This is a genomic window from Neiella marina (assembly GCF_002165625.1).
Lineage (GTDB): Bacteria > Pseudomonadota > Gammaproteobacteria > Enterobacterales > Neiellaceae > Neiella > Neiella marina.
Map to the genome: position 1 here is coordinate 131,133 of NZ_NGNS01000006.1, position 21,038 is coordinate 152,170.

Consider the following 21,038-nt stretch of genomic DNA (forward strand, 5'->3'; position numbering starts at 1 on the left):
ACGTGTTGCTGTTAATTCTTACTGAACAAGATCATCGATTCAAGATGATGAGTGTGTGGAAACATGTCCATCACCCCTGCTTTTTCAGCTTGATAGCCATGGCGTTGCAAAATAGCCGAATCTCTGACCAATGTCGTCGGATTGCAGCTGATATAGAGCACTTTACTAGCTCGACAGTGAGGCAGTTGTTCCACTACGGCCTGCGCACCTGCGCGAGCAGGATCGAGAACAATGATATCGACCGGTTGCCACCAAGGCTGTAAATCCAGTCGTTGCGACAAATCAGCCTGATAGAACTCGGCATTTGTTAGTTGATTGCGCTCAGCATTCGAGTGAGCTTGCGTCACCATCGCAGCCACGCCCTCAACCCCAACGACCTTTTTAGCTTTAGTCGCTAACGGTAGGCTGAAGTTGCCGGCACCACAAAATAGATCCAATACGGTTTCACTGCCTGTCATTTCCAGCCAACTAACCGCCTGCGCAACCATCTGTTCATTGACCTGACGATTGCTCTGAATGAAGTGGCTTCGACAATAGTAAATAGTCACATCAAATTGGCCAAGATGATAACTGAGCTCAGAATCTTGCGTTAGCAGTCGAACTTCGTGTTGCTGGCACCACTGTTCGATCAATTGCCGCTCGGGTTGCGACCAAGCACCTTGACGATGCAGCCAAACCGCAGGCTGTTGCCCACTTAGGTGCAATTCAATATGACCAACATCGGATGCTGAAGCCAATTGCTTGAGCAGCTCTTGCAATGGTTTAATCAGCGGCTGCAGTGGTTCAGCGAGCACTGGGCATTGCTGAATTGGCACAATGGTTTGACGTTCCTGATGGCGAAACCCGAGTTTGACCCGTCCCCTAACATCCAACGCTAACCGAGCTTTGCTGCGGTAGCCTAGATCAGATGGTGAATGGATCGCTGAGGCCCAATGGTCAATGGTTACCCCAACTTTAGCCAACATCCGTTGCAACGCCTGCTGTTTGTATTGAATTTGTTGGTCTGCTTGCAGGTGCTGCAACTGACAACCACCACACTGATGATAGTGCTGACAAGGAGCCACTTGCCTAAATTCCGAGGCCTTGGAGATATTTTTCAGCTGTGCTTTTATTGGCCCTTTACTCGGCACCATGGCTTGAACTTGGACAGTCTCACCTGGCAAGCCTCCGGCAACAAACACCGCGCGTTGCTGCCAACGCCCTACGCCTTGACCATGACTATCCAAGTCGTTGAGCTGACATTGGAACACTTGTTTATTTTGTCGTTTCTTGGGAGTAAAGAAGTTTGCCATAGTGGTGATGTGTGAGTAATTGCTCTTGCTCAGCGCACAAAGTGTGCAAATGATCGAGGCTGTGTCATTATAGCCCTTTGTATTTGCCGAATTGTCCCATAATCCATCACCATGACAAAGTACGGTTTGCGCACCTGGGTAATCTTACTGACATTAGCACCAACTGTGCTGGTGAGCTTGTTGCTGGGCTCGTATTTTACGGTGACAAGATATGAGCAACTCGAGATGCAGTTGGTCAAAGACGGCACCAACATTATTGAGCCACTAACCATTGCTGCGGAACAGGGCTTAGTGACCAATGATCGCGAAAAATTGATGCGTTTGTTAAGTGTCACCCATCGCAAACATTCCCCGGCCGTTCGCTCAATCACAGTATTCACCCCTGATCATGAGGTCTTTGTCAGCTCCAACTTTCATCGCCAGTTTGACTCGTTCCGACTTACTCCGGATGAGCCGATGCCAGACACCACTGACATTGAGTATAACTACAGCAACAACTCGATTTTGTTTCGAGCCCCAATCCTAAGCTCGGCAAAGCAGGATGTTGGTTTACCACCGACACCGTTGGGCTATCTGACGCTGCAGTTAGACAACTCGCCGACCATGCTCAATCAGCATCGAGCAGCATTCTATACCTTCTTAATTGTGCTGCTTGGGATCTGCGTTTGTATGGTGTTTACCATTCGCTTAGTCCGTAAAGTGACCAAGCCAATTACCGAGATGGTTCATGCCATCGATAATATTCGCAAAGGTAAGCTTGAGACTCGACTTGGCGGCCAACACATCGGCGAGCTCGATGACTTGAAAAATGGTCTTAACGCCATGGCGAAATCCATTTCCGAATACCACTTGGAAATGCAGAACAATATTGAGCAAGCAACCAGCGATTTACGTCAAACCCTAGAACAGATTGAAATTCAAAACGTTGAATTGGACTTAGCCAAACGCAGGGCGCAAGAGGCTGCCCGGGTCAAAACTGAGTTCTTGGCCAACATGAGTCACGAGCTACGTACTCCGCTCAATGGGGTCTTGGGTTTCTCCCGTCAACTGTTAAAAACATCACTGACGACGTCACAATATGACCAAGTGATGACCATTGATAATTCGGCGAAAAACTTACTGGGTATCATCAATGACATTCTCGACTTATCGAAACTAGAGGCCGGTAAGCTGACACTCGAGCAAGTGCCATTTATTTTGCGTGATGCAGTCGATGAGGTGATGCAGTTGCTAGCACCAACGGCACACCATAAAGGTATCGATTTTGCCTTTATCATCGATAACAAAGTGCCCGATGATCTGCTCGGCGACGCCCTGCGGATCAAGCAGGTCATCACCAATCTGGTTGGTAATGCGATTAAATTTACCGAGCAGGGTAGCGTCACTCTGCGGATTAGCGTTGATCAAGTTCGCGGCGACAATGTGTGCCTCAAGCTCGAAGTGAAGGATACCGGTGTTGGTATCTCCAATGAGCAGCAAGAAGCGCTGTTCCAAGCATTTGCGCAAGCTGACGCAAGCATCTCAAGACGTTTTGGCGGCACCGGCTTGGGTCTGGTGATCACTAAACGACTGCTAGCAGAAATGGATGGTGATATTGGCCTAGAGAGTGAGTTGCATCAGGGCTCATATTTCTGGTGTACCCTGTGCTGCCGTCTAAGTCCGATTGCGTTAGGCGATCACAGCCAGTCAGAAATGTTGGCAGGCAAAACCGCACTGATCTACGAGCCGCAAGCTTACTCGCTGGAAAGCTTGGAAACCCCTATGCATGGCTGGCTGATGAACGTTACCCCATGTCGGAGCAAGCAACAATGGCAGTCGCTACTTAAGCGCAGCGTCAAGTACGACTACGTCGTCGTTGCAATTGACGAATTTGATAGCAATCAGCTGCAAGCTCAGTTGCAGGCTCTCACTTACATTACCCGTCATGCCGTGCTGCTATCGGCAGTATCCAGTCAACATGAACTAGAACACCTTGAGAATTACCAAGGCATGTTCATTAGTCACTTACGCAAACCTTTGGTTAGCAACCGCTTGCTCAATGCGTTGCAGCGCATGACCCGAACCACCAAAGCATTCCCTGTCGGTCATCAATCGCTTCAGCGAGCCGAAAAAATGCCAATGAAAGTATTGGCAGTGGACGATAATCCAGCCAACCTGAAGTTGATTGTCACCTTGCTCAAAGAGAAAGTAACGCAAGTTGCAATGGCTAATAATGGCGAGCAAGCAATTGAAATGGCAGCACAAGAGTCATTTGATATCATTTTCATGGATATTCAAATGCCCAATGTTGATGGCGTAACCGCGACACAAACCATTCGCCAAGGGGAATACAATCAGCACACCCCGGTGGTCGCCGTTACAGCGCACGCCTTGCCTGAAGAAAAAGCCAACTTGCTAGCCAGCGGTATGGATGATTATCTGACCAAACCCATCGAAGAAAATTTACTCGATAGTATTCTGCAGCACTGGTATACCTTCAACCAGCAAAAGCAGCAATCGAAAGAGCTTTGCCACCCCCTAATCGATTGGCAGCAAGCGCTTAATCAAGCCGGAGGCCGAGCCGATTTAGCCAAAGAAATGCTGCATTTACTGATCGAATCACTGCCCGAATCACGAGATGCAATTGAGCAGGCATGGCAGGCAAAAGACGCCGCAACGCTAAAAGCTCAGGTGCACCGTTTGCATGGTGCTTGTTGCTACGCAGGCATCCCAAAGCTGAAGTCAGTAGTTGGCACCCTCGAACGTTTGCTCAAGGAGCAATATGGCCAACAAGACGTTGAACCAGAATATTTCGAATTGATGGATTTGCTGGAGCAGCTCATTGAATCGCCGCCTCAAGGGCTGACCGATTCTAATACCACAGTCGCCAATGCATAGTGACGCTCATCAGAAAGACTTAACCAGCAATTGGTTATCGCTTGTGCATTGGCCAGCTGCAGCGCTTGACCCGAGAGGGTCAGCAAGGGTCGCCCTGCAGCATTATTAGACACTTCAAAATCTTGAAAAGTCACACCAGCCGCAATGCCAGTGCCAATCGCCTTGGCGGCAGCTTCTTTCGCTGCAAAGCGCTTAGCCAGAAAGCGAGCTGGTTGTTTATGCTGCTGAAACTGGCGTAACTCGTTTGGTGTTAGCACTCGCGCGGCAAAGCGATCTGGCGTCCGCTGCAGCACTTGCTCAATTCGGTCAATCTCCACCAAATCATTGCCAAGTCCAATAATTGCCATGTCGTCAAATCACTCCACCAGCACAGCTGTTTTAGAACACCAGTCCACCGTCAATGCTGGCTTGTGTGCGCGCTTCAACCATCAGCTTACGCATGGTTGCGACGGCTTCGGGTAAGCCAGAATAAACAGCCCGAGCAACAATCGAATGACCAATGTTTAGTTCTTCGATCTGCGGAATAGCAGCGATAGGCGCTACGTTGTGGTAATGCAAGCCGTGGCCAGCATTAACCCGTAACCCCAGACCATCAGCAAATTCAGCACCGGCAGCAATCTTTGTTAATTCGAGTTGCTGACTGGCATCATCTTCAGCATCGGCGTAAGCGCCAGTATGAAGTTCAATGTAAGGTGCACCAGAGGACTTGGCAGCTTCAATTTGATCCGGCTCGGCATCGATAAACAACGACACTTTAATTCCGACTTCAGCCAACTGAGCAACAACGTCGGTAATGCGGGTAAGATTACCCTGCACATCCAAGCCGCCTTCTGTTGTTAGCTCTTCACGTTTTTCCGGTACTAAGCAAACAAATTCAGGTTTGATACGACGGGCAATAGCGACCATTTCATCGGTGGCGGCCATCTCTAAGTTCATTCGAGTTTTGATGGTTTGAGCCAATATTTCGACATCGCGATCTTGGATATGACGGCGATCTTCACGTAAATGTACGGTGATACCATCAGCACCAGCTTGCTCAGCCAAAGCCGCGGCATGGACCGTATCGGGGTAAACGGCTTTACGAACCTGACGTAAAGTTGCGACATGATCGATATTGACACCGAGATATATTTGTTTCACACCTTGCCTCGTTTCATTTGTAACCATACTTGACGACTCTGCAATGGTCGCCCTGCCAACAATGGCTCAAGCCGTTGCCGGGTTAAAATCTTGGCAGCCCGCAGTACTGCCTCGTCAGCATAATCTGACGATTCGATACATTGTAAATGCCAGCCCTTAATAGCACTGTCATACTCACTCGGCACCAGTCCTTGTTGGGGCTCCCAGAGGTAAAAGCCATCATCAACAAGCTGCTGAGTATCACTCAAACCATAGCCGAGATGATCCAGTAGCGCATGTTCGAACTGCCGCAATACCGGCTCTAACTTGACCGTTGGCTGAGCTAATTGCGCAATGGCAGCACCATAGTGAGCAAACACTGCGCCCGCCGATTCCAACGGAGTCAGTAACCGATACAGTAATTCATTGAGGTAAAAACCGGCGAGAGTGTTATCGCCGGTCAGGGCAAAGGCCTGATTGCCAGCTTCAACCTGTTGTAACTGTCCCAAATCAGACTTGCTTTGCCAGCTAATCAGCAATGGCGCAAAGGGTTGCAGTATCGCGCCTAGCGGCTGCTTTTTGCGCCTCATGCCTCGGGCAACCAAACGCACCAAGCCATGCTGCTGAGTGAGCAAATCGACTAGCGCTGAATCTTCGCGGTAGGGGCGCCGATTCAACACATAAGCGGGCTCTAATTGGGCCCGTAACATTTAGTCTTCGCCGTAACCCAGGCTACGCAGAGCGCGCTCATCGTCAGCCCAACCACTTTTGGTTTTGACCCAGATTTGCAGAAACACTTTCTGCTGAAATAACTCTTCCATGTCTAGTCGAGCTTCTCGACCAATGCGTTTAAGCTTTTCGCCCCCCTTGCCAATGATCATGCGTTTTTGTGAGTCACGCTCGACCAACACCAAGGCATTAAGTTCAGCAATACCTTTCTCATTGACCGCAAAACGCTCGATTTCAACCGTGACACTGTAGGGCAGCTCATCACCAGTAAAACGCATCAGTTTCTCGCGCACAATCTCTGCTGCCATAAAACGTTGCGACCGATCGGTAACGTAATCTTCTGGAAAGAAATGCTCACACTCAGGCAAGTGATCGAGGACAATTTTCATCAAAGCATCAACGTTGTCACCTTTTTCTGCCGAGATTGGCATCACATCATCAAATGACATGCGGCCAGATAGCTTTTGCAGAATCGGTAGTAACTGCGCCTTGTCTTTAAACTGATCAACCTTATTGATGGCAGCGATCACCCTTACTCGCTTCGGCAGGCGCTGCAACTTCTCAATGACCAGATCATCATCAGTGGTCCACTGATCACTGTCGCAAAGAAAGATCACCATCTCAATGTCGGTCAGGCTGGAGGAGGCTGCTCGATTCATCAATCGATTGATGGCTCGTTTCTCTTCCTTATGCAGACCCGGGGTATCGACAAATACCACCTGATCATTGCCTTCGGTGAAAATGCCAGTGATGCGGTGACGAGTGGTTTGCGGCTTTTTCGATGTGATACTGATTTTTTGGCCAAGGATCTGGTTGAGCAAGGTCGATTTACCGACATTCGGGCGGCCAACAATAGCCACCATACCTGCGCGTTGTTTAATCATCGGATAGTAACCCCTGCAATACTTGCTCTGCAGCCGCCTGCTCCGCTTTGCGACGACTTGAGCCTTTGGCAATAACTGGCTCAGCCCCAGCAATTGAGCAGCTCACAGTAAATGTTTGCTTGTGAGCCTGACCAGAGGTGTCAATTACTTCATAGTCGGGCAACGGTAATTTGTTCGCTTGCAAGTATTCTTGCAGACGAGTTTTGGGGTCTTTTTGATTAACCCCTGGCGCAATGGTGGCAAGACGGCTTTGATACCATTTCAAGACCATGGCTTTGGCGACTTCAATGCCAGCATCCAAGAACACCGCACCGATGATGGCTTCAACTGCATCGGCCAATATCGATTCGCGACGAAATCCGCCGCTCTTTAGTTCGCCCGGACCAAGCTTGAGGTAGTCGCCTAAACCAAAATCTTGCGCTAATTCTGCCAGCGTTTGCCCTCGTACTAGGGTCGCTCGCATGCGGCTTAAGTCACCTTCATTTTGCTCTGGAAAAGCATGGTACAAAGCTTCCGCAATGACCACACCCAAAATCGCGTCACCAAGAAATTCGAGGCGTTCGTTATGCAATGACGCCGCACTGCGGTGAGTCAACGCTTGTTCGAGCAATTGAGCTTGAGCAAACTGGTGACCCACGATCGTTTGCAAGCGTGCTAAATTGACGGCGTTTAACGCCATTATTCAATACTTCCTAAACGTTCAAAACGGATACCGGTTGGTATCCAAGACGGCAACCACGAATCTTCGCTGCGCTCAAATTCAAAGCTCATCCAGATAAACACGGCTTTACCGACCAAATACTCTTCTGGCACGAATCCCCAGAATCGGCTATCACGAGAATTATCGCGATTGTCGCCAAGCACGAAGTATGAATCAGCAGGTACTTTCCACTCATCGAGCTGAGTGCCCGGTTGGCTGTAGTATTCGTTAAGACGATCAGGAATGGCTGGGTTTACCAAAATTTGATGGTTGGTCTCGCCGTGTTGCTGAGAAGCCTGAATCAAAGGGAACGGCCCCTGTAAATACTGACTTTTAGCTTTATTCGTCATTTCTACCGGTTGGTACCCGGGACACTCTGTGCCATCACAAGCTGGCTTCACATACAGTTGCTTATCGCGGTAAATGATCGAATCACCCGGCACACCAACAACACGCTTGATGTAATCAACGTTGGGCGACTCTGGATATTTAAAAACAATAACATCGCCGCGTTGTGGCGCTCCGGTCTCAACTATTTGCTTGCGAAGCAGCGGCTCACGCAAACCATAGGCATACTTCTCTACGAGGATAAAATCCCCCTTGAGTAACGTGGGCATCATCGAACCAGAAGGAATTTGAAACGGCTCGTACAAGAACGAGCGCAGAATCAAGACAAAAGCCAGCACCGGAAACACCGACACTGCAGTATCAATCCAGCCTGGAATTTCCTGCAGCTTGGCCTTGGCTTCGTCTGGCAGGCCCGACTGACTATTGGCTTCGCCGGCAGCCAAAGCTTCAGCTCGCTTTTTGCTCCAGACCAAACGTTCCATGGCGTAGACAAAACCAGTGAACAAGGTCAGAAAAAATAAAATCTGAGAAAAATAAGTGGCCATTTATATCCCTATTTACCATCAACTTTGAGAATGGCCAGAAACGCTTCTTGAGGTACTTCAACGTTACCCACTTGCTTCATTCGTTTCTTACCTTCTTTCTGTTTTGCCAACAGTTTCTTCTTACGGCTAATATCACCGCCATAACACTTGGCGATTACGTTTTTGCGCATTTGCTTGACTGTTGAGCGGGCAATCACGTGGTTACCAATAGCGGCCTGAATTGCAACATCAAACATTTGCCGCGGGATGAGCTCGCGCATTTTTTCAACCACGGCGCGGCCGCGGCTTTGAGCATTATCGGCATGACAAATAATCGCCAATGCATCCACCCGATCACCATTGATCAGAATGTCCACTCTAACCATTTTTGCCGCTTGGAAGTGTTTAAAATTGTAATCAAGTGATGCATAACCACGACTGGTTGATTTTAGTCGGTCGAAGAAGTCAAGAACCACTTCACCCATTGGAATATCATAATTCAGCGATACTTGATTGCCGTGGTAACTCATGTTCGTTTGCACACCACGCTTTTCGACACACAAAGTAATAACATTACCCAAGTGTTCCTGTGGCACCAGAATATTGACGTCGGCAATCGGCTCACGAATTTCATCAATGTTGTTGATTGGCGGCAACTTGGCCGGGCTATCGACCATTTCGATAGAGCCGTCGTTTACTGCCACTTCATAAACTACCGTGGGTGCGGTCGTAATAAGCTCTAGATCGTATTCACGCTCCAAGCGTTCCTGGATGATTTCCATGTGCAGCATGCCCAAGAAACCACAGCGGAAACCAAAACCCAGTGCAGCTGAGCTTTCAGGCTCATAGAATAGTGATGCGTCATTAAGGCTCAATTTAGCCAGCGCATCTCGGAATGCTTCGTAGTCGTCCGAACTAATCGGGAACAAACCGGCATAGACCTGCGGTTTTACTTTTTGAAAGCCCGGTAATGCGGTTTCGCAAGGTTTACGAGCAAGGGTCAAGGTATCACCCACCGGCGCTCCCAAGATCTCTTTCATACCGCAAACAACCCAACCAACCTCACCGGTTTTTAGCACCCCAGTATCGGTTTGCTTGGGTGTAAAAATACCAATGCGGTCAATGCCCCAATCTTGGCCAGTACTCATGACCCGAATCTTGTCGCCTTTTTTCAGCTCGCCATTTTTCACTCGAACCAGAGAGACAACACCGAGATAGGAGTCAAACCATGAGTCGATGATCAGCGCTTGAGTTTCAGATTCTTCGTTGCCTTCAGGCGCTGGAATCGATTGCACAATTCGCTCAAGCACATCCTCAATACCAATACCGGTTTTCGCTGAACAGCGCACCGCATCAACGGCATCAATACCAACGATATCTTCGATCTCTTCAGCCACCCTATCAGGGTCGGCCTGTGGCAAATCAATCTTGTTTAAGATCGGCACCACTTCCAAGTCCATTTCAATGGCGGTGTAACAGTTGGCTAAGGTTTGAGCCTCGACGCCCTGACCGGCATCAACGACCAGCAAAGCCCCTTCACAAGCAGCCAACGAGCGTGATACTTCGTAAGAGAAGTCAACGTGGCCCGGAGTATCAATAAAATTTAGCTGATAGGTTTCGCCATCTTTAGCGGTGTAATTAAGCGTCACAGACTGCGCTTTAATGGTGATACCACGCTCTCGTTCCAAATCCATGGAATCCAACACCTGTGCCGCCATTTCCCGATCACTAAGGCCACCACAATGTTGGATCAATCGATCAGATAAGGTCGATTTACCATGGTCGATGTGGGCGATAATCGAAAAATTGCGAATGTGCGATTGCTTCATTGGGTTAGAACTGCCTGCTTTGTGTTAATTCCAAGGGCGGAGATTGTACTGAAAATAAACCGCAGACACTAGGTCTACAGCATTCAGCGCCTTAGCAGTCGACGGTGAGCCCATCCACAGGTTGGTGTCGTCGTTTTATATGCGGCTCAAACCATTGATGTTTTTGAATTTTACTATGCCACCAGCGGGCCCCAACAAAACCAGCGGCACCAAACAACAAGGCGCTGAGCACCACCATGAGCTCAGTTTGGTTAAGCAGACCGACGAATAACCAGTTGCCAACGCCCGCGCCAACTAAGATCGCCACCAAAGGAACCACAAACATCAGCCCGGCAGCGGTCAGTAAGCCTTGCTCTGGCAAGGCCAATACCACTTGTTCACCCACTTTTAACGGCGCATTGTACGGCAAGGTCAATCGATGGTAACGATTGGATAGCGCTCGGTTAACCTGACCATTACCACAATCTTTATCGGTACACTGTTCACAGCTGGAGCGCCGCAGCGCTTCAACGGTAACTTGACCGCCATGATAGTCAACGACAGTGGCAATCGTTTCGATCATGGAGCTTTACCAGGCTGAGCGTTTTTCGTCACTACAGGATGAACACTCTCAACAATACGGGTAATCGTTTCTGGCGGCAGTTGACCAACAACAGCGACTTCGACACCATCTTTGGCTACCGTCATCAAATGAGTGGCGCCTTTACTCACTAAAGATTGTCCTGGCTGACCATCAACCGCCGACCCGACATAAACTGACACTGAGCTAATGCCATCGCTGTACAGTTGATAATCGACCAAACCATTGGTGGCACCAAGTTTGTGGCGATCCCGGCCCACCAGCTCAAACCCGCTTGGCACATAGCCGGCTACCCATCGAACCCGACCTTGGCCTGATACCTGTTCCGATTCCATCAAAGGCACCGGAGCGGGCAGTGTAACCTGCGACAACTGTTGAACAATCGGACTTGGCGACTCACTGTAAGCCATCGAAACAATTTGCACATGCTCCAGCGGCTCGCCATTCGGAGCCACTAAATCTGCCCGCAATAACATGCCATGTTCGGCATCGAGCCATACCCAAATAGCATAGCGATCGGCCTCCTTTGGCTCGATCCGAATGAGTTGAGCGGCTCGTCCCATGACACGATTGCGGCCACCTAACACAAAGCGATAGCTCGTCTTTAAGACATCAATATTGTTAATAAATGCTCGAGGAATGGGGCCAACAGCGCGCTGCCCTGCAACGGAATATGGCGGTTCGTCGTGCTGAAAGTAGGTCACGGTATCGCCACGATGAAGAATTTCTCGCTCTGGACCATTGAGATAATTGACGTAAACCAAGGGCTCGCCATCGACAATGCCATGTTCAATCGCGATCGGCTCAAAGTGCTGTTGGTTGACACGAATTACCGATAATGAGTAATTGGCGGCTTTAAACGTTTGCCCCATGCGCTTGAGCCAAGACTCTGCGCTAGCGGAGTTTCCCTGATCTGCTTGCGTCGCAAAAGAGAGAGTGAGGATTAGAAAAGAGAAAGCTGCAGCGGCTAAGCGCTGCAGCGATATAGGATTATTGTTGAGGCTGTTCAGTCGTTGAACTATCTGCATCTTGTTGTTTCACAGCTCGAGCAGTGTGCTGAGGCTGCTGAATTCTCATTTGAAGCTCGTGGTCTTGGAAATATGCATTAATTCGACGTCGTTGTTCAATCAATCTTTGTCGCGCGTCGGCCTGAGATTGAGCACTATTGTTGACAGGTGTCGCATTCAAACTAACAGGAGAGGCACTAACACCGACAACCGGATTGGTATTTAAGATTGGCAGAGGTTGTTCTTCAACCGACTCTTGACCGGTTTGTTGAACACCGACAATCGCAACGGCAGCAACGGTCGCCGCAATGGCATATTGGCCGACTTGGCGGAACATACGAACCACCTTGCCAGGTACCTTAACCGTTGATTTGGTTTTCGCTGGCTTAGGAGCAAGCACTGTTGGCTCTTGTTCAATAGCCGCAGAAACGCTCGCCGCGAAGTCAGTACTCAATAAGGAAACGTCGTCACCCCGGACAGCATCGCTCACGGCATGGTGGCGCGCCCACTGATCTTGCAATTCTGGATCATCCAGCAATGCATCGATCATTTTGTCGTCTAGTTGATTATCAACCAGAGCAGAAACCCGTTCGAACTTGTCAGTCATACTAAACACCGTGCCTTAATAGGCTTATTTTATTAGCGCTGAAGAAGCGGTTGCAGCCGCTTATCAATTGTTTCTCTCGCCCGGAAAATTCGTGAACGCACTGTACCAACAGGACATTCCATCACTCCGGCGATATCTTCGTAACTCATGCCTTCGAGCTCACGCAAGGTAATTGCAGTGCGAAGATCATCGGGCAGTGTTTCAATCGCGTCGAACAACACTTGCCTGATTTCATCGGATAAAGCTTCACGCTCTGGTGTTGCCACCTCATGTAAAACTTCACCACCTTCGTAAAACTCGGCATCCTGCGCATCAACATCAGCCGCGGGCGGACGGCGCCCTTGCGAAACCAGATAGTTTTTTGCGCTGTTTACTGCAATGCGATACAGCCAAGTGTAAAAAGCACTTTCGCCGCGAAAATTACCAATTGCCCGATACGCTTTAATGAACGCTTCTTGCGCTACATCTTGAACCTCAGCAGGATTCTTTACGTATCTAGCAATTAGATTTGCGACCTTGTGTTGGTATTTATGGACCAACAAATCAAATGCGCGCTTATCACCTTGTTGCACTCGCTCGACCAACTTATGGTCGATACTTTGCTCGCTCATTCGAGCCAGTTCTCCTATGTAATCCGTTTACAACAACTTCGCCGGCTCGTTGGCGATACAAGTGAGACCAACGGGTTCCGGAAAAGTTCGGATAAATTTAAAAAAAATTTGCGACTTCAAATATGGGAGTTATGTAACGAGAAGCCAACTTCCGCTAACATAACAAGGACTAATACCTGTAGCCAGTAACTTGATGAAACAACCAGCTGATTATACCTGTGATGTTCTTATTATCGGCAGCGGTGCCGCAGGCCTGACTGCTGCTCTGCGCCTCGCACACGATGCCAAAGTGCTCGTACTAAGTAAAGGCCCTCTGACCGAAGGTGCAACCTATTATGCCCAAGGCGGCATAGCCGCGGTGTTTGATGAGACCGACAGTATATCGTCTCATGTCACCGATACCCTTGATGCAGGAGCCGGCCTTTGCGACGAAGAAGCAGTACTTCATACTGCATCTCGAGCCCGTCAAAGCATTCAATTTTTGATCGAAAAGGGTGTCCCCTTTGATACCGTTCGAGATGAAAATGGTCAGCTACGCTATCACCTAACGCGCGAAGGGGGTCACAGCCACCGACGCATTTTGCATGCCGCCGATGCGACAGGCAAGGCAGTACAAACAACGTTAGTGGATGCCGTTCGCGAACACCAAAACATTGAGTTACTGGAACGCTACAACGCCGTTGACCTGATCACTGGTCACAAACTCGGCTTAGAGCAAAACAAAGTGCACGGTGCATACATATGGAATCGCAACAAGGAAAAGGTGGAAACGGTCCTCGCCCGTTTTGTGATTCTCGCTACCGGCGGTGCTTCTAAGGTCTATCAGTACACCAGTAACCCGGATGTTGCCTCTGGCGATGGCATCGCAATGGCTTGGCGAGCAGGTTGCCGGGTCGCCAACATGGAATTCAATCAGTTTCATCCTACTTGTTTATTCCATCCCGAAGCGCGCAATTTCTTACTGACCGAAGCGCTTCGCGGCGAGGGAGCTCACCTCAAGCTACCCAATGGTGAACGCTTTATGCAGCGGTTTGATGATCGACTGGAGTTAGCCCCTCGAGATATCGTTGCCCGCGCGATCGACTATGAAATGAAACGACTCGGTGCTGATTGTGTCTATCTAGATATTTCTCACAAACCAGCTGATTTTGTTCGCAGTCATTTCCCAACGATATACGAAAAACTCAAATCACTAGGCATTGATATCACCACTCAAGCCATCCCTGTGGTACCCGCCGCGCACTATACTTGCGGTGGTGTCATTGTTGATTTTGATGGCAAAACCGACTTAGAAGGCTTGTATGCCATTGGCGAAGTTAGCTACACCGGCCTCCATGGTGCCAACCGAATGGCCAGCAACTCGTTACTCGAATGTGTGGTATTTGCCGAGGCAGCAGCACAACACATTACCGAGCAGCTCGAAAGGCCGTGCGACCTTGTGGACATTCCCCAGTGGGATGAAAGCCAAGTTTCTTGTTCCGATGAAGAAGTTGTCATTCAACACAACTGGCATGAATTGCGGCTGTTCATGTGGGATTACGTCGGGATTGTAAGAACCGACAAACGACTGCAGCGTGCTCTTCGAAGAATCAGATTGCTGCAACAAGAAGTCTTTGAATACTATTCATACTTTAAAGTAAGTAATAACTTACTCGAGTTAAGAAACTTACTTCAGGTGGCTGAGTTGATCGTTCTTTGTGCCATGCAACGAAAAGAGAGCCGCGGCTTGCACTACACCCTTGATCACCCCGATCAACTCGAACATAGCGAACCAACGGTGCTCGTGCCAGATCCCATTAAGCCGGCACCACCGTCACTGTAACGGCCGCTTCAACTGATACAACATGGCGCTGAGCAGGCGAAAGTCTGTTGGCGCCACTGCATCTTTCATGATCAGGCACCAACGTATTCCCAACTCAGACTCAAAACGCATTAAAATAGCGATGTCAGTAGTGACTATCGGCAAGCATAAGGCTCCTTGAAGTTGCTGGTCGCCATGCTGGATAGACAACTGACTGGAGTCGAGCAATATCAGCTTCCCATGGTACGAAGCAATTTTGTCGTTCAGCAGATAAGTGACCCATACCACCAAGGGCATCAACAGAGTCGCCGCAATCGTCTGGCTGAACGCACCGTAGTAGGTGATCAACAGTAAGGACGAAAGCGCCACCAGCGCACCGAGATAAAGGATGTAGTGCGCCAGCTTTGAGCGAGTAAAATCAGTGGAGCAAACTACGGTTGTAATCGACAATCGTCTTTACCATCGCCGCTAAATCTGGGTCGCTACAATCTTCATGGCCCATGATCCACGCAAACAATTCAGGGTCATCGCAGCTGAGCAAGCGTTCGAACACTTGCTGCTGTGTTTCACTCAGCGACTCGAACTGATTGTCAAAAAATGGCTCCAGAATGACGTCAAGCTCAAGCATTCCCCGACGGCAGCCCCAACGCAGACGAGCTAGATTGCCGTCTGTTGTTCCATTGGCAGAATCGTTCTGTGCCATGATTATCCTCTAACATTTGACTATTGGCTGACTATCATAGCAGTGCCAACAAGATGACCCAATAGCTCTTGAAATACACAGTTCACGTCCCCACGATCAATCCAATGACAAGCAACGGACCAGTCCCATGAGCAAACCCTACTTACTTTCTGACTTTGGCGTGATCCAAGTCAGCGGCAATGATCAAATCAGCTACTTGCAAGGACAGCTAACGTGTGATCTGAGCAAGCTTGATGAACATGGTTGGTTGGCAGGCAGTCACTGCGACGCCAAAGGCAAGATGTGGAGTAATTTTATAGTGCTCCAATCGAGCCAAGGTATCCTCATGGTGATGGCCAAAAACGTCCTGTCAGCAAGCTTGGCTGCGTTACAAAAGTTCGGCGTTTTCGCCAAGGTCGAAATCACTGACGCATCAGACCAACTATACGTATACGGCGACTTAGCGCAGTCACAACCGGCAAGCTCTGTTGCTGGCGCACAACTGCCGTTCGGTCAGTTATGGGTTGCGAATGAACTTGTTGCTCATGAGGCAGATGCAACTGCATGGACAGTACAACAAATTAAAGCCGGCTGGCCATTTTTGGCTGATGCCGATCAAGTGAGTGAATTTGTACCACAAATGCTTAATCAAGCTGATGTTGGTGCCATCAGTTTCAAAAAAGGTTGTTACATCGGCCAAGAGACTGTTGCCCGGATGCAGTATTTGGGCAAGCAAAAACGAGCCACTTTCTATCTAACCGGCGCTGCTAGCGCTGAACTTGGTGATATTGAAGTCAATCGCAATGGCAATTGGCGTAAGGCAGGCTCGATTGTCAATACCGCCAATGATGATCAGGGCCAATTACACCTGTTGGCAATTCTAGCCAGTGACGCCAGTACAGAGCAACAATACCGCCTGAGTGGCAACCCAAATTCGCAATTGCAACTGCAACAACTGCCCTACACGCCAGCGCAAGCAGCAGAATAACTCTACCAGCATCACGCAAAGCAAAGGCCTGCTAGTCGCAGGTCTGTTGCTTATCAGAGACGGATATCAGTTCGACTAGCACCAAGGTATCAACCAGAGACTCGCCTTCCATTGCCGGACGTTGTTCAATGACGCCATTGACGCTGATTAGCAAGGGCTCCCCAGGTGCTGACCGCCATTGTTGATATTGCCGTTCTAACTGCAGACGAATTGGATTCTCAGCAACAGGCCAACGACGACCAGTACTGCATTCCATAAATAGCGCAGCATCAGCCATGTAACGAAAATCACCGGTTAATCGCTGAGCTGAAACCATTGCTTCTGGGGTGTCTCGGAGCCGCTGGATCGGCTCTACTTCGATGGTTAGCTCGCTCGGTTGAGTCGGTTCAACCCCGTAATGACGTGTGCTGCTAAACAATAATTGATTATTGGCGGAAATGGTCGCTCTAACCGAGTAGCGCCGGTTTGGTTCAAATTGCGATTTCATCGCCCCCAAGGTGAATGCTATCGGCACTTGGGAGTTAATGAGTTGAGTGCTGCTGGCAATGAGCTTGGCAGGAGCATCTGCCAGTGACACATCATTGAGGGTGACACGCAACACCGCGTCAGGCGGCAAAGCGATGCGCTGGCGATAATTTACCTCACCAGAGATAACTGTGACCCGCTCATCGGCGCGAATATAGCGGCCAGAAAACAAGCTTCGTCCCTGCAATTCCAGCGCCGACGCGGACAGTGAACCGACAATGAGTTGCTCAGTCTGAGGTTGAGGGTAACGATCGGTGTTGGTAGATAGCAGCAAGCGATTATCTGCGGCACTGAACTGCCACGTTGCACCTTGCATGCTAGCAATGCCCAACAGACTGAGGCGACCATCAGCGTGCAGCAGCAGCCCTTGCTTATGACCATCTTGAACTTGTAGCCAAGCACCAACAAGCTCATCGGTCGGATGCATTTGCGGTTGACAGCCAAACATCAGAGCCACACCAGCAAACAACACAGCATACAACTTCCGACTAACCATTCATCACTCCCTGAACACTGGTTAGCAACGCCAAATTCATGACTTAGAAGCGGCAGCGTTGCCAAAGATACAATGTTGAGCATAGTCCTGAGAATCAGATTCGGACCATAAAGTTTTATCGATCTTGGCCTGTTTTTCACACCATTGCGGACTGCCAACATCATTACAACAAGCTTGAAGCAGCAATAGCAAAACGACCGCCACACCATAACGGATAAATTTCAAAACCATTTCCTAGTTAAGTTTTAAGAGCTTACGAGGTAATCATTAATTGAATGCAGCAACTTTTACAAGCGCTTGACGCAAGCACATGGTGAATTCACCAGTTTAAGGTAAGAGTTTGTTGCTGATAATTGACGATCCCTTGGTGCTTGACTAAAAAGTCGGTTCCCAAGATACCAACAATCGGCTGCGGCGAAGAGATGCGGCGAATATGATGTAAATCGGTACTGTAGAAATCGGGAGTTGGGAATACTGCCATACCAATTTCCAGATCAATGACATCTAAGTCTTTCATGGACTGACGTTTGGTCCCCAAGCCAGCCAGCTTGGTTCGACTTCTATTCGGGCTGACATCAATCCCGAGTTGTTTGGCGGTGCGCTTGTCGATCAAGGAAATACCGGCCGCAGTGTCAATTAGCATCGCTGTAGGTTGCATACCGTTGAATGATACTTCGATAATCAAGTGACCGCTTTCAGCAAGAGAAAACGGAACGACCACCTGCTTTGCTGGCTCGATAGCGTTTACACCAAAAACGGCACCAAGAAATGTCAGTGATACCACAAACCGAATGACGACACTGGTCATGGTTCACCTCCTAAAATAGTCGACCAAAATTCCCAAAGGGAATTATTTAGTAATTATGTCACACAGGTGAAATATTGCAGAATGGATGGATTTGATTCTGGATCTGAATCAAATGAAATGAGATCTGAGGCAGCACTAGGCCGCAAAAACGACAAAAGCCAGGCTCAAGGCCTGGCTTTTACTTGAGGGATAGTGGCGACTACTGACGAAGCGCCCTTTCCCCACGGGCGACACCCGCAACGCCGGTGCGAACCACTTCGATAATCTCCGTGGTGTCTCTCACTGCAGCAATAAAAGCATCTAATTTGTCGCTTGGACCAGTCAATTGAACTGTGTACAACGAGTTAGTGACATCAACGATCTGACCGCGAAATATATCGGCGGTACGTTTTATCTCTTCGCGAGTAGCATTACCATTGGCACGCACTTTGGCGAGCATTAGCTCTCGTTCAACGTGAGCGCCATCAGATAAATCGGCAACTTTTAACACATCAACTAGCTTATTGACTTGCTTAGTGATCTGCTCAATCACTTGGTCATCACCCATGGTGGTGATGGTGATCCGCGAGAGAGTTTCATCGTCTGTCGGTGCTACTGTCAACGACTCGATGTTATAACCCCGCTGAGAAAACAAACCAACAATTCGCGACAACGCACCCGGCTCATTTTCAAGCAAAATAGAAAGAATACGTCTCATTAGGTGCGCTCCGTTTTCGATAACCACATATCATCCATGCTGCCAAACTTAATCTGCATCGGGTAGACGTGCTCTGCAGGATCAATGCGGATATCCATAAACACCAGCCGGTCTTTCATCGCAAATGCATCGGTCATGGCCTGCTCAAGATCAGCAGGATCATCAACCCGCATGCCGACATGACCATAGGCTTCTGCCAACTTGACAAAATCAGGCATTGATTCCATGTAGGAGTGAGAGCGACGTCCGGAGTAGAACATCTCCTGCCACTGTTTAACCATACCTAACGCAGCATTATTTAACGAAATGATTTTCACTGGAATGTTGTACTGCAAACAAGTCGACAGCTCTTGGATATTCATCTGAATTGAGCCATCACCGGTGATCACCGCAACATCTGCATCAGGGAATGCAGTTTTAACGCCCATGGCTGCAGGGAAGCCGAAGCCCATGGTGCCTAAACCACCAGAGTTAATCCACTGGCGAGTTTTCTTGTATGGGTAATAAAGCGCAGCAAACATTTGATGCTGACCAACATCGGAACAGATGTAAGCGTCACCATTGGTGACTTTGTGCAGCATTTCGACCGCATACTGCGGCTTAATGACATCAGTTGATTTCTCGTAATTCAGACACTTACGTGCACGCCACTCATTAATCGTTTGCCACCAATTAGACAGTGCTTCTTGATCCAACTGAGCGTCCGCTTCGTCGAGCTGCTGCATCATTTGTTCAAGCACAGTGTCAATGCTGCCAACAATTGGAATGTGGGCCGTAACTGTTTTGGAAATACTGGTCGGATCGATGTCGACATGAACAACACGGGCATTGGGGCAGAACTTACTGACATTATTGGTCACCCGGTCATCAAACCGAGCCCCCAGAGCAAAAATCAGATCCGAATTGTGCATGCTCATGTTGGCTTCATAGGTGCCATGCATGCCTAGCATCCCTAAGAACTGCTCATGCTCTCCCGAGATAGCTCCGAGTCCCATCAGCGTATTGGTAATGGGTAAGTTCAGCTTTTCGACGAACTGGGTGATCAGTTCCTGTGCCTCGGCTGCGACAGCACCGCCACCAACATACACTACCGGTTTCTTGGCCGCCAAAATAGCAGCAATGGCCTTTTTGATTTGTCGGGTGTGACCACGTGTTGTCGGGTTGTACGAACGCATGTTCACTGTTTCAGGAAACTTGTATGGGAACTTAAGTTGTGGGTTTTGCACATCTTTTGGCAAATCAACCACAACCGGGCCCGGCCGGCCGGTTGACGCAATGTAAAACGCTTTGCGAATCGCCTCAGGGATCTCTTCCGCACTCTTGACCAAGAAACTGTGTTTCACAACTGGTCTTGAGCAGCCGATCATATCGGTCTCTTGGAATGCATCCATACCAATCAAGGTAGTTGGCACCTGGCCCGACAGCACGACCATTGGGATAGAGTCCATGTAGGCGGTAGCAATGCCAGTAATGGTATTGGTCGCGCCAGGTCCCGAAGTCACCAAACAGGCTCCAACTTCACCCGTTGAGCGGGCATAACCATCGGCCATGTGCACCGCGGCTTGTTCATGACGGACCAGAATATGTTCGATGTCGCTGCTCTGAAACAGTGCATCGTAGATGTCGAGAACGGAACCACCGGGGTAGCCGAACAGATGTTTTACGCCGAGATCGGTGAGAGTTCTAACCACCATCTCAGCGCCAGATAATTGTTCCACGCGAGGGCCTCTTGACTATTATTTTTAAAATATTACGCCTTAACCTTTGTCAAGCCTTAAATGGAAATCTTTTCATTTAAAGAGGTAAAGCTGACGTTACAGCGCAAGAGTGCAGTAAATAGGGTATTAAAGTCAATCAATTTCCCCTTTATAGCGGAGAAAACTGACTAAAACGAATTTTAGATTCAAGGCGTTTAAAATGCATCTAAGTCTCAT

The 21,038-nt window shown here is 49.0% G+C and carries 22 protein-coding genes; 3 read left to right on the forward strand and 19 right to left on the reverse strand.

What is annotated here, in order from left to right; translation table 11 throughout:
* Window positions 1–11: 11 nt before the first annotated feature.
* Window positions 12–1,292, reverse strand: coding sequence for a 23S rRNA (uracil(1939)-C(5))-methyltransferase RlmD (gene rlmD, locus CBE68_RS07400; protein WP_087505429.1), 1,281 nt, complete (start codon window positions 1,290–1,292; stop codon window positions 12–14).
* A gap of 111 nt (window positions 1,293–1,403) precedes the next feature.
* Here rlmD and barA point away from each other — a divergent pair, with 111 nt between their 5' ends.
* Window positions 1,404–4,169, forward strand: coding sequence for a two-component sensor histidine kinase BarA (barA, locus tag CBE68_RS07405; protein WP_087505430.1), 2,766 nt, complete (start codon window positions 1,404–1,406; stop codon window positions 4,167–4,169).
* Here barA and acpS read toward each other — a convergent pair.
* From acpS to rpoE, 11 genes are all read right to left on the reverse strand, one after another.
* Window positions 4,127–4,516, reverse strand: coding sequence for a holo-ACP synthase (gene acpS, locus CBE68_RS07410; RefSeq protein ID WP_087505431.1), 390 nt, complete (start codon window positions 4,514–4,516; stop codon window positions 4,127–4,129). The two genes, barA and acpS, sit on opposite strands and share 43 nt — an antisense overlap.
* A gap of 31 nt (window positions 4,517–4,547) precedes the next feature.
* Window positions 4,548–5,309, reverse strand: a complete 762-nt coding sequence (pdxJ, locus tag CBE68_RS07415) for a pyridoxine 5'-phosphate synthase (protein WP_087505518.1) — start codon at window positions 5,307–5,309, stop codon at window positions 4,548–4,550.
* Window positions 5,306–5,998 (reverse strand): DNA repair protein RecO, encoded by a 693-nt coding sequence (gene recO / locus CBE68_RS07420; protein ID WP_087505432.1) that lies wholly within the window; start codon window positions 5,996–5,998, stop codon window positions 5,306–5,308. The genes pdxJ and recO overlap by 4 nt, the downstream gene beginning before the upstream one ends.
* Window positions 5,999–6,901 carry a GTPase Era gene (gene era, locus CBE68_RS07425; RefSeq protein WP_087505433.1) on the reverse strand — a complete coding sequence of 301 codons (903 nt, stop codon included), beginning with the start codon at window positions 6,899–6,901 and terminating at the stop codon, window positions 5,999–6,001.
* Window positions 6,894–7,580 (reverse strand): ribonuclease III, encoded by a 687-nt coding sequence (gene rnc, locus CBE68_RS07430; RefSeq protein ID WP_087505434.1) that lies wholly within the window; start codon window positions 7,578–7,580, stop codon window positions 6,894–6,896. The genes era and rnc overlap by 8 nt, the downstream gene beginning before the upstream one ends.
* The gene (gene lepB, locus CBE68_RS07435; RefSeq protein WP_087505435.1) at window positions 7,580–8,494 is read right to left on the reverse strand and encodes a signal peptidase I; all 915 of its coding nucleotides are present in this window, start codon (window positions 8,492–8,494) and stop codon (window positions 7,580–7,582) included. Before lepB ends, rnc begins: the two co-directional genes overlap by 1 nt.
* An 8-nt stretch (window positions 8,495–8,502) precedes the next feature.
* Complete coding sequence (gene lepA / locus CBE68_RS07440) at window positions 8,503–10,302, reverse strand: translation elongation factor 4 (protein ID WP_087505436.1); 1,800 nt, start codon at window positions 10,300–10,302, stop codon at window positions 8,503–8,505.
* A 91-nt stretch (window positions 10,303–10,393) separates the two neighbouring features.
* Window positions 10,394–10,864, reverse strand: a complete 471-nt coding sequence (locus tag CBE68_RS07445; RefSeq protein WP_087505437.1) for a SoxR reducing system RseC family protein — start codon at window positions 10,862–10,864, stop codon at window positions 10,394–10,396.
* Window positions 10,861–11,910, reverse strand: coding sequence for a MucB/RseB C-terminal domain-containing protein (locus tag CBE68_RS07450; protein WP_087505438.1), 1,050 nt, complete (start codon window positions 11,908–11,910; stop codon window positions 10,861–10,863). Before CBE68_RS07450 ends, CBE68_RS07445 begins: the two co-directional genes overlap by 4 nt.
* Window positions 11,873–12,496: a sigma-E factor negative regulatory protein gene (locus tag CBE68_RS07455; protein WP_087505439.1), complete on the reverse strand. Its 624-nt coding sequence runs from the start codon at window positions 12,494–12,496 to the stop codon at window positions 11,873–11,875. The genes CBE68_RS07450 and CBE68_RS07455 overlap by 38 nt, the downstream gene beginning before the upstream one ends.
* A 32-nt stretch (window positions 12,497–12,528) precedes the next feature.
* Window positions 12,529–13,107 carry an RNA polymerase sigma factor RpoE gene (gene rpoE / locus CBE68_RS07460; protein ID WP_087505440.1) on the reverse strand — a complete coding sequence of 193 codons (579 nt, stop codon included), beginning with the start codon at window positions 13,105–13,107 and terminating at the stop codon, window positions 12,529–12,531.
* 193 nt (window positions 13,108–13,300) lie between these two features.
* Between rpoE and nadB the strand changes: the two genes are divergently transcribed.
* Window positions 13,301–14,929: an L-aspartate oxidase gene (gene nadB / locus CBE68_RS07465; RefSeq protein ID WP_087505441.1), complete on the forward strand. Its 1,629-nt coding sequence runs from the start codon at window positions 13,301–13,303 to the stop codon at window positions 14,927–14,929.
* On the opposite strand, the gene CBE68_RS07470 is transcribed toward nadB, so the two are convergent.
* Window positions 14,921–15,358: a protein YgfX gene (locus CBE68_RS07470; protein ID WP_143824506.1), complete on the reverse strand. Its 438-nt coding sequence runs from the start codon at window positions 15,356–15,358 to the stop codon at window positions 14,921–14,923. The two genes, nadB and CBE68_RS07470, sit on opposite strands and share 9 nt — an antisense overlap.
* Window positions 15,327–15,611 (reverse strand): FAD assembly factor SdhE, encoded by a 285-nt coding sequence (locus CBE68_RS07475; protein WP_087505443.1) that lies wholly within the window; start codon window positions 15,609–15,611, stop codon window positions 15,327–15,329. Before CBE68_RS07475 ends, CBE68_RS07470 begins: the two co-directional genes overlap by 32 nt.
* 127 nt (window positions 15,612–15,738) lie before the next feature.
* On the opposite strand from CBE68_RS07475, the gene ygfZ reads away from it, so the two are divergent.
* The gene (ygfZ, locus tag CBE68_RS07480; protein WP_087505444.1) at window positions 15,739–16,578 is read left to right on the forward strand and encodes a CAF17-like 4Fe-4S cluster assembly/insertion protein YgfZ; all 840 of its coding nucleotides are present in this window, start codon (window positions 15,739–15,741) and stop codon (window positions 16,576–16,578) included.
* A 31-nt stretch (window positions 16,579–16,609) separates the two neighbouring features.
* Here ygfZ and CBE68_RS07485 read toward each other — a convergent pair whose 3' ends face one another.
* The 5 genes from CBE68_RS07485 to CBE68_RS07505 all read right to left on the reverse strand — a co-directional run bounded on the left by CBE68_RS07485 (window position 16,610) and on the right by CBE68_RS07505 (window position 20,822).
* Window positions 16,610–17,599 carry a YbaY family lipoprotein gene (locus CBE68_RS07485; RefSeq protein WP_087505445.1) on the reverse strand — a complete coding sequence of 330 codons (990 nt, stop codon included), beginning with the start codon at window positions 17,597–17,599 and terminating at the stop codon, window positions 16,610–16,612.
* A 36-nt stretch (window positions 17,600–17,635) separates the two neighbouring features.
* Window positions 17,636–17,830, reverse strand: a complete 195-nt coding sequence (locus CBE68_RS19070) for a DUF3012 domain-containing protein (protein ID WP_087505446.1) — start codon at window positions 17,828–17,830, stop codon at window positions 17,636–17,638.
* An 88-nt stretch (window positions 17,831–17,918) separates the two neighbouring features.
* Window positions 17,919–18,407: a retropepsin-like aspartic protease gene (locus CBE68_RS07495; RefSeq protein ID WP_087505447.1), complete on the reverse strand. Its 489-nt coding sequence runs from the start codon at window positions 18,405–18,407 to the stop codon at window positions 17,919–17,921.
* Window positions 18,408–18,606: 199 nt separating this feature from the next.
* A complete protein-coding gene (ilvN, locus tag CBE68_RS07500) occupies window positions 18,607–19,104 on the reverse strand; it encodes an acetolactate synthase small subunit (protein WP_087505448.1) in 498 nt (165 codons plus the stop codon).
* Complete coding sequence (locus CBE68_RS07505; RefSeq protein WP_087505449.1) at window positions 19,104–20,822, reverse strand: acetolactate synthase 3 large subunit; 1,719 nt, start codon at window positions 20,820–20,822, stop codon at window positions 19,104–19,106. The genes ilvN and CBE68_RS07505 overlap by 1 nt, the downstream gene beginning before the upstream one ends.
* Between the last annotated feature and the right edge of the window lie 216 nt (window positions 20,823–21,038).

Bases quoted from the DNA above. Each gene is read 5' to 3' on its own strand.
- rlmD (WP_087505429.1), bottom strand. From the start codon at position 1,292: ATGGCAAACTTCTTTACTCCCAAGAAACGACAAAATAAACAAGTGTTC.
- barA (WP_087505430.1), top strand. From the start codon at position 1,404: ATGACAAAGTACGGTTTGCGCACCTGGGTAATCTTACTGACATTAGCA.
- acpS (WP_087505431.1), bottom strand. From the start codon at position 4,516: ATGGCAATTATTGGACTTGGCAATGATTTGGTGGAGATTGACCGAATT.
- recO (WP_087505432.1), bottom strand. From the start codon at position 5,998: ATGTTACGGGCCCAATTAGAGCCCGCTTATGTGTTGAATCGGCGCCCC.
- era (WP_087505433.1), bottom strand. From the start codon at position 6,901: ATGATTAAACAACGCGCAGGTATGGTGGCTATTGTTGGCCGCCCGAAT.
- rnc (WP_087505434.1), bottom strand. From the start codon at position 7,580: ATGGCGTTAAACGCCGTCAATTTAGCACGCTTGCAAACGATCGTGGGT.
- lepB (WP_087505435.1), bottom strand. From the start codon at position 8,494: ATGGCCACTTATTTTTCTCAGATTTTATTTTTTCTGACCTTGTTCACT.
- lepA (WP_087505436.1), bottom strand. From the start codon at position 10,302: ATGAAGCAATCGCACATTCGCAATTTTTCGATTATCGCCCACATCGAC.
- CBE68_RS07445 (WP_087505437.1), bottom strand. From the start codon at position 10,864: ATGATCGAAACGATTGCCACTGTCGTTGACTATCATGGCGGTCAAGTT.
- CBE68_RS07450 (WP_087505438.1), bottom strand. From the start codon at position 11,910: ATGCAGATAGTTCAACGACTGAACAGCCTCAACAATAATCCTATATCG.
- CBE68_RS07455 (WP_087505439.1), bottom strand. From the start codon at position 12,496: ATGACTGACAAGTTCGAACGGGTTTCTGCTCTGGTTGATAATCAACTA.
- rpoE (WP_087505440.1), bottom strand. From the start codon at position 13,107: ATGAGCGAGCAAAGTATCGACCATAAGTTGGTCGAGCGAGTGCAACAA.
- nadB (WP_087505441.1), top strand. From the start codon at position 13,301: ATGAAACAACCAGCTGATTATACCTGTGATGTTCTTATTATCGGCAGC.
- CBE68_RS07475 (WP_087505443.1), bottom strand. From the start codon at position 15,611: ATGGCACAGAACGATTCTGCCAATGGAACAACAGACGGCAATCTAGCT.
- ygfZ (WP_087505444.1), top strand. From the start codon at position 15,739: ATGAGCAAACCCTACTTACTTTCTGACTTTGGCGTGATCCAAGTCAGC.
- CBE68_RS07485 (WP_087505445.1), bottom strand. From the start codon at position 17,599: ATGGTTAGTCGGAAGTTGTATGCTGTGTTGTTTGCTGGTGTGGCTCTG.
- CBE68_RS19070 (WP_087505446.1), bottom strand. From the start codon at position 17,830: ATGGTTTTGAAATTTATCCGTTATGGTGTGGCGGTCGTTTTGCTATTG.
- CBE68_RS07495 (WP_087505447.1), bottom strand. From the start codon at position 18,407: ATGACCAGTGTCGTCATTCGGTTTGTGGTATCACTGACATTTCTTGGT.
- ilvN (WP_087505448.1), bottom strand. From the start codon at position 19,104: ATGAGACGTATTCTTTCTATTTTGCTTGAAAATGAGCCGGGTGCGTTG.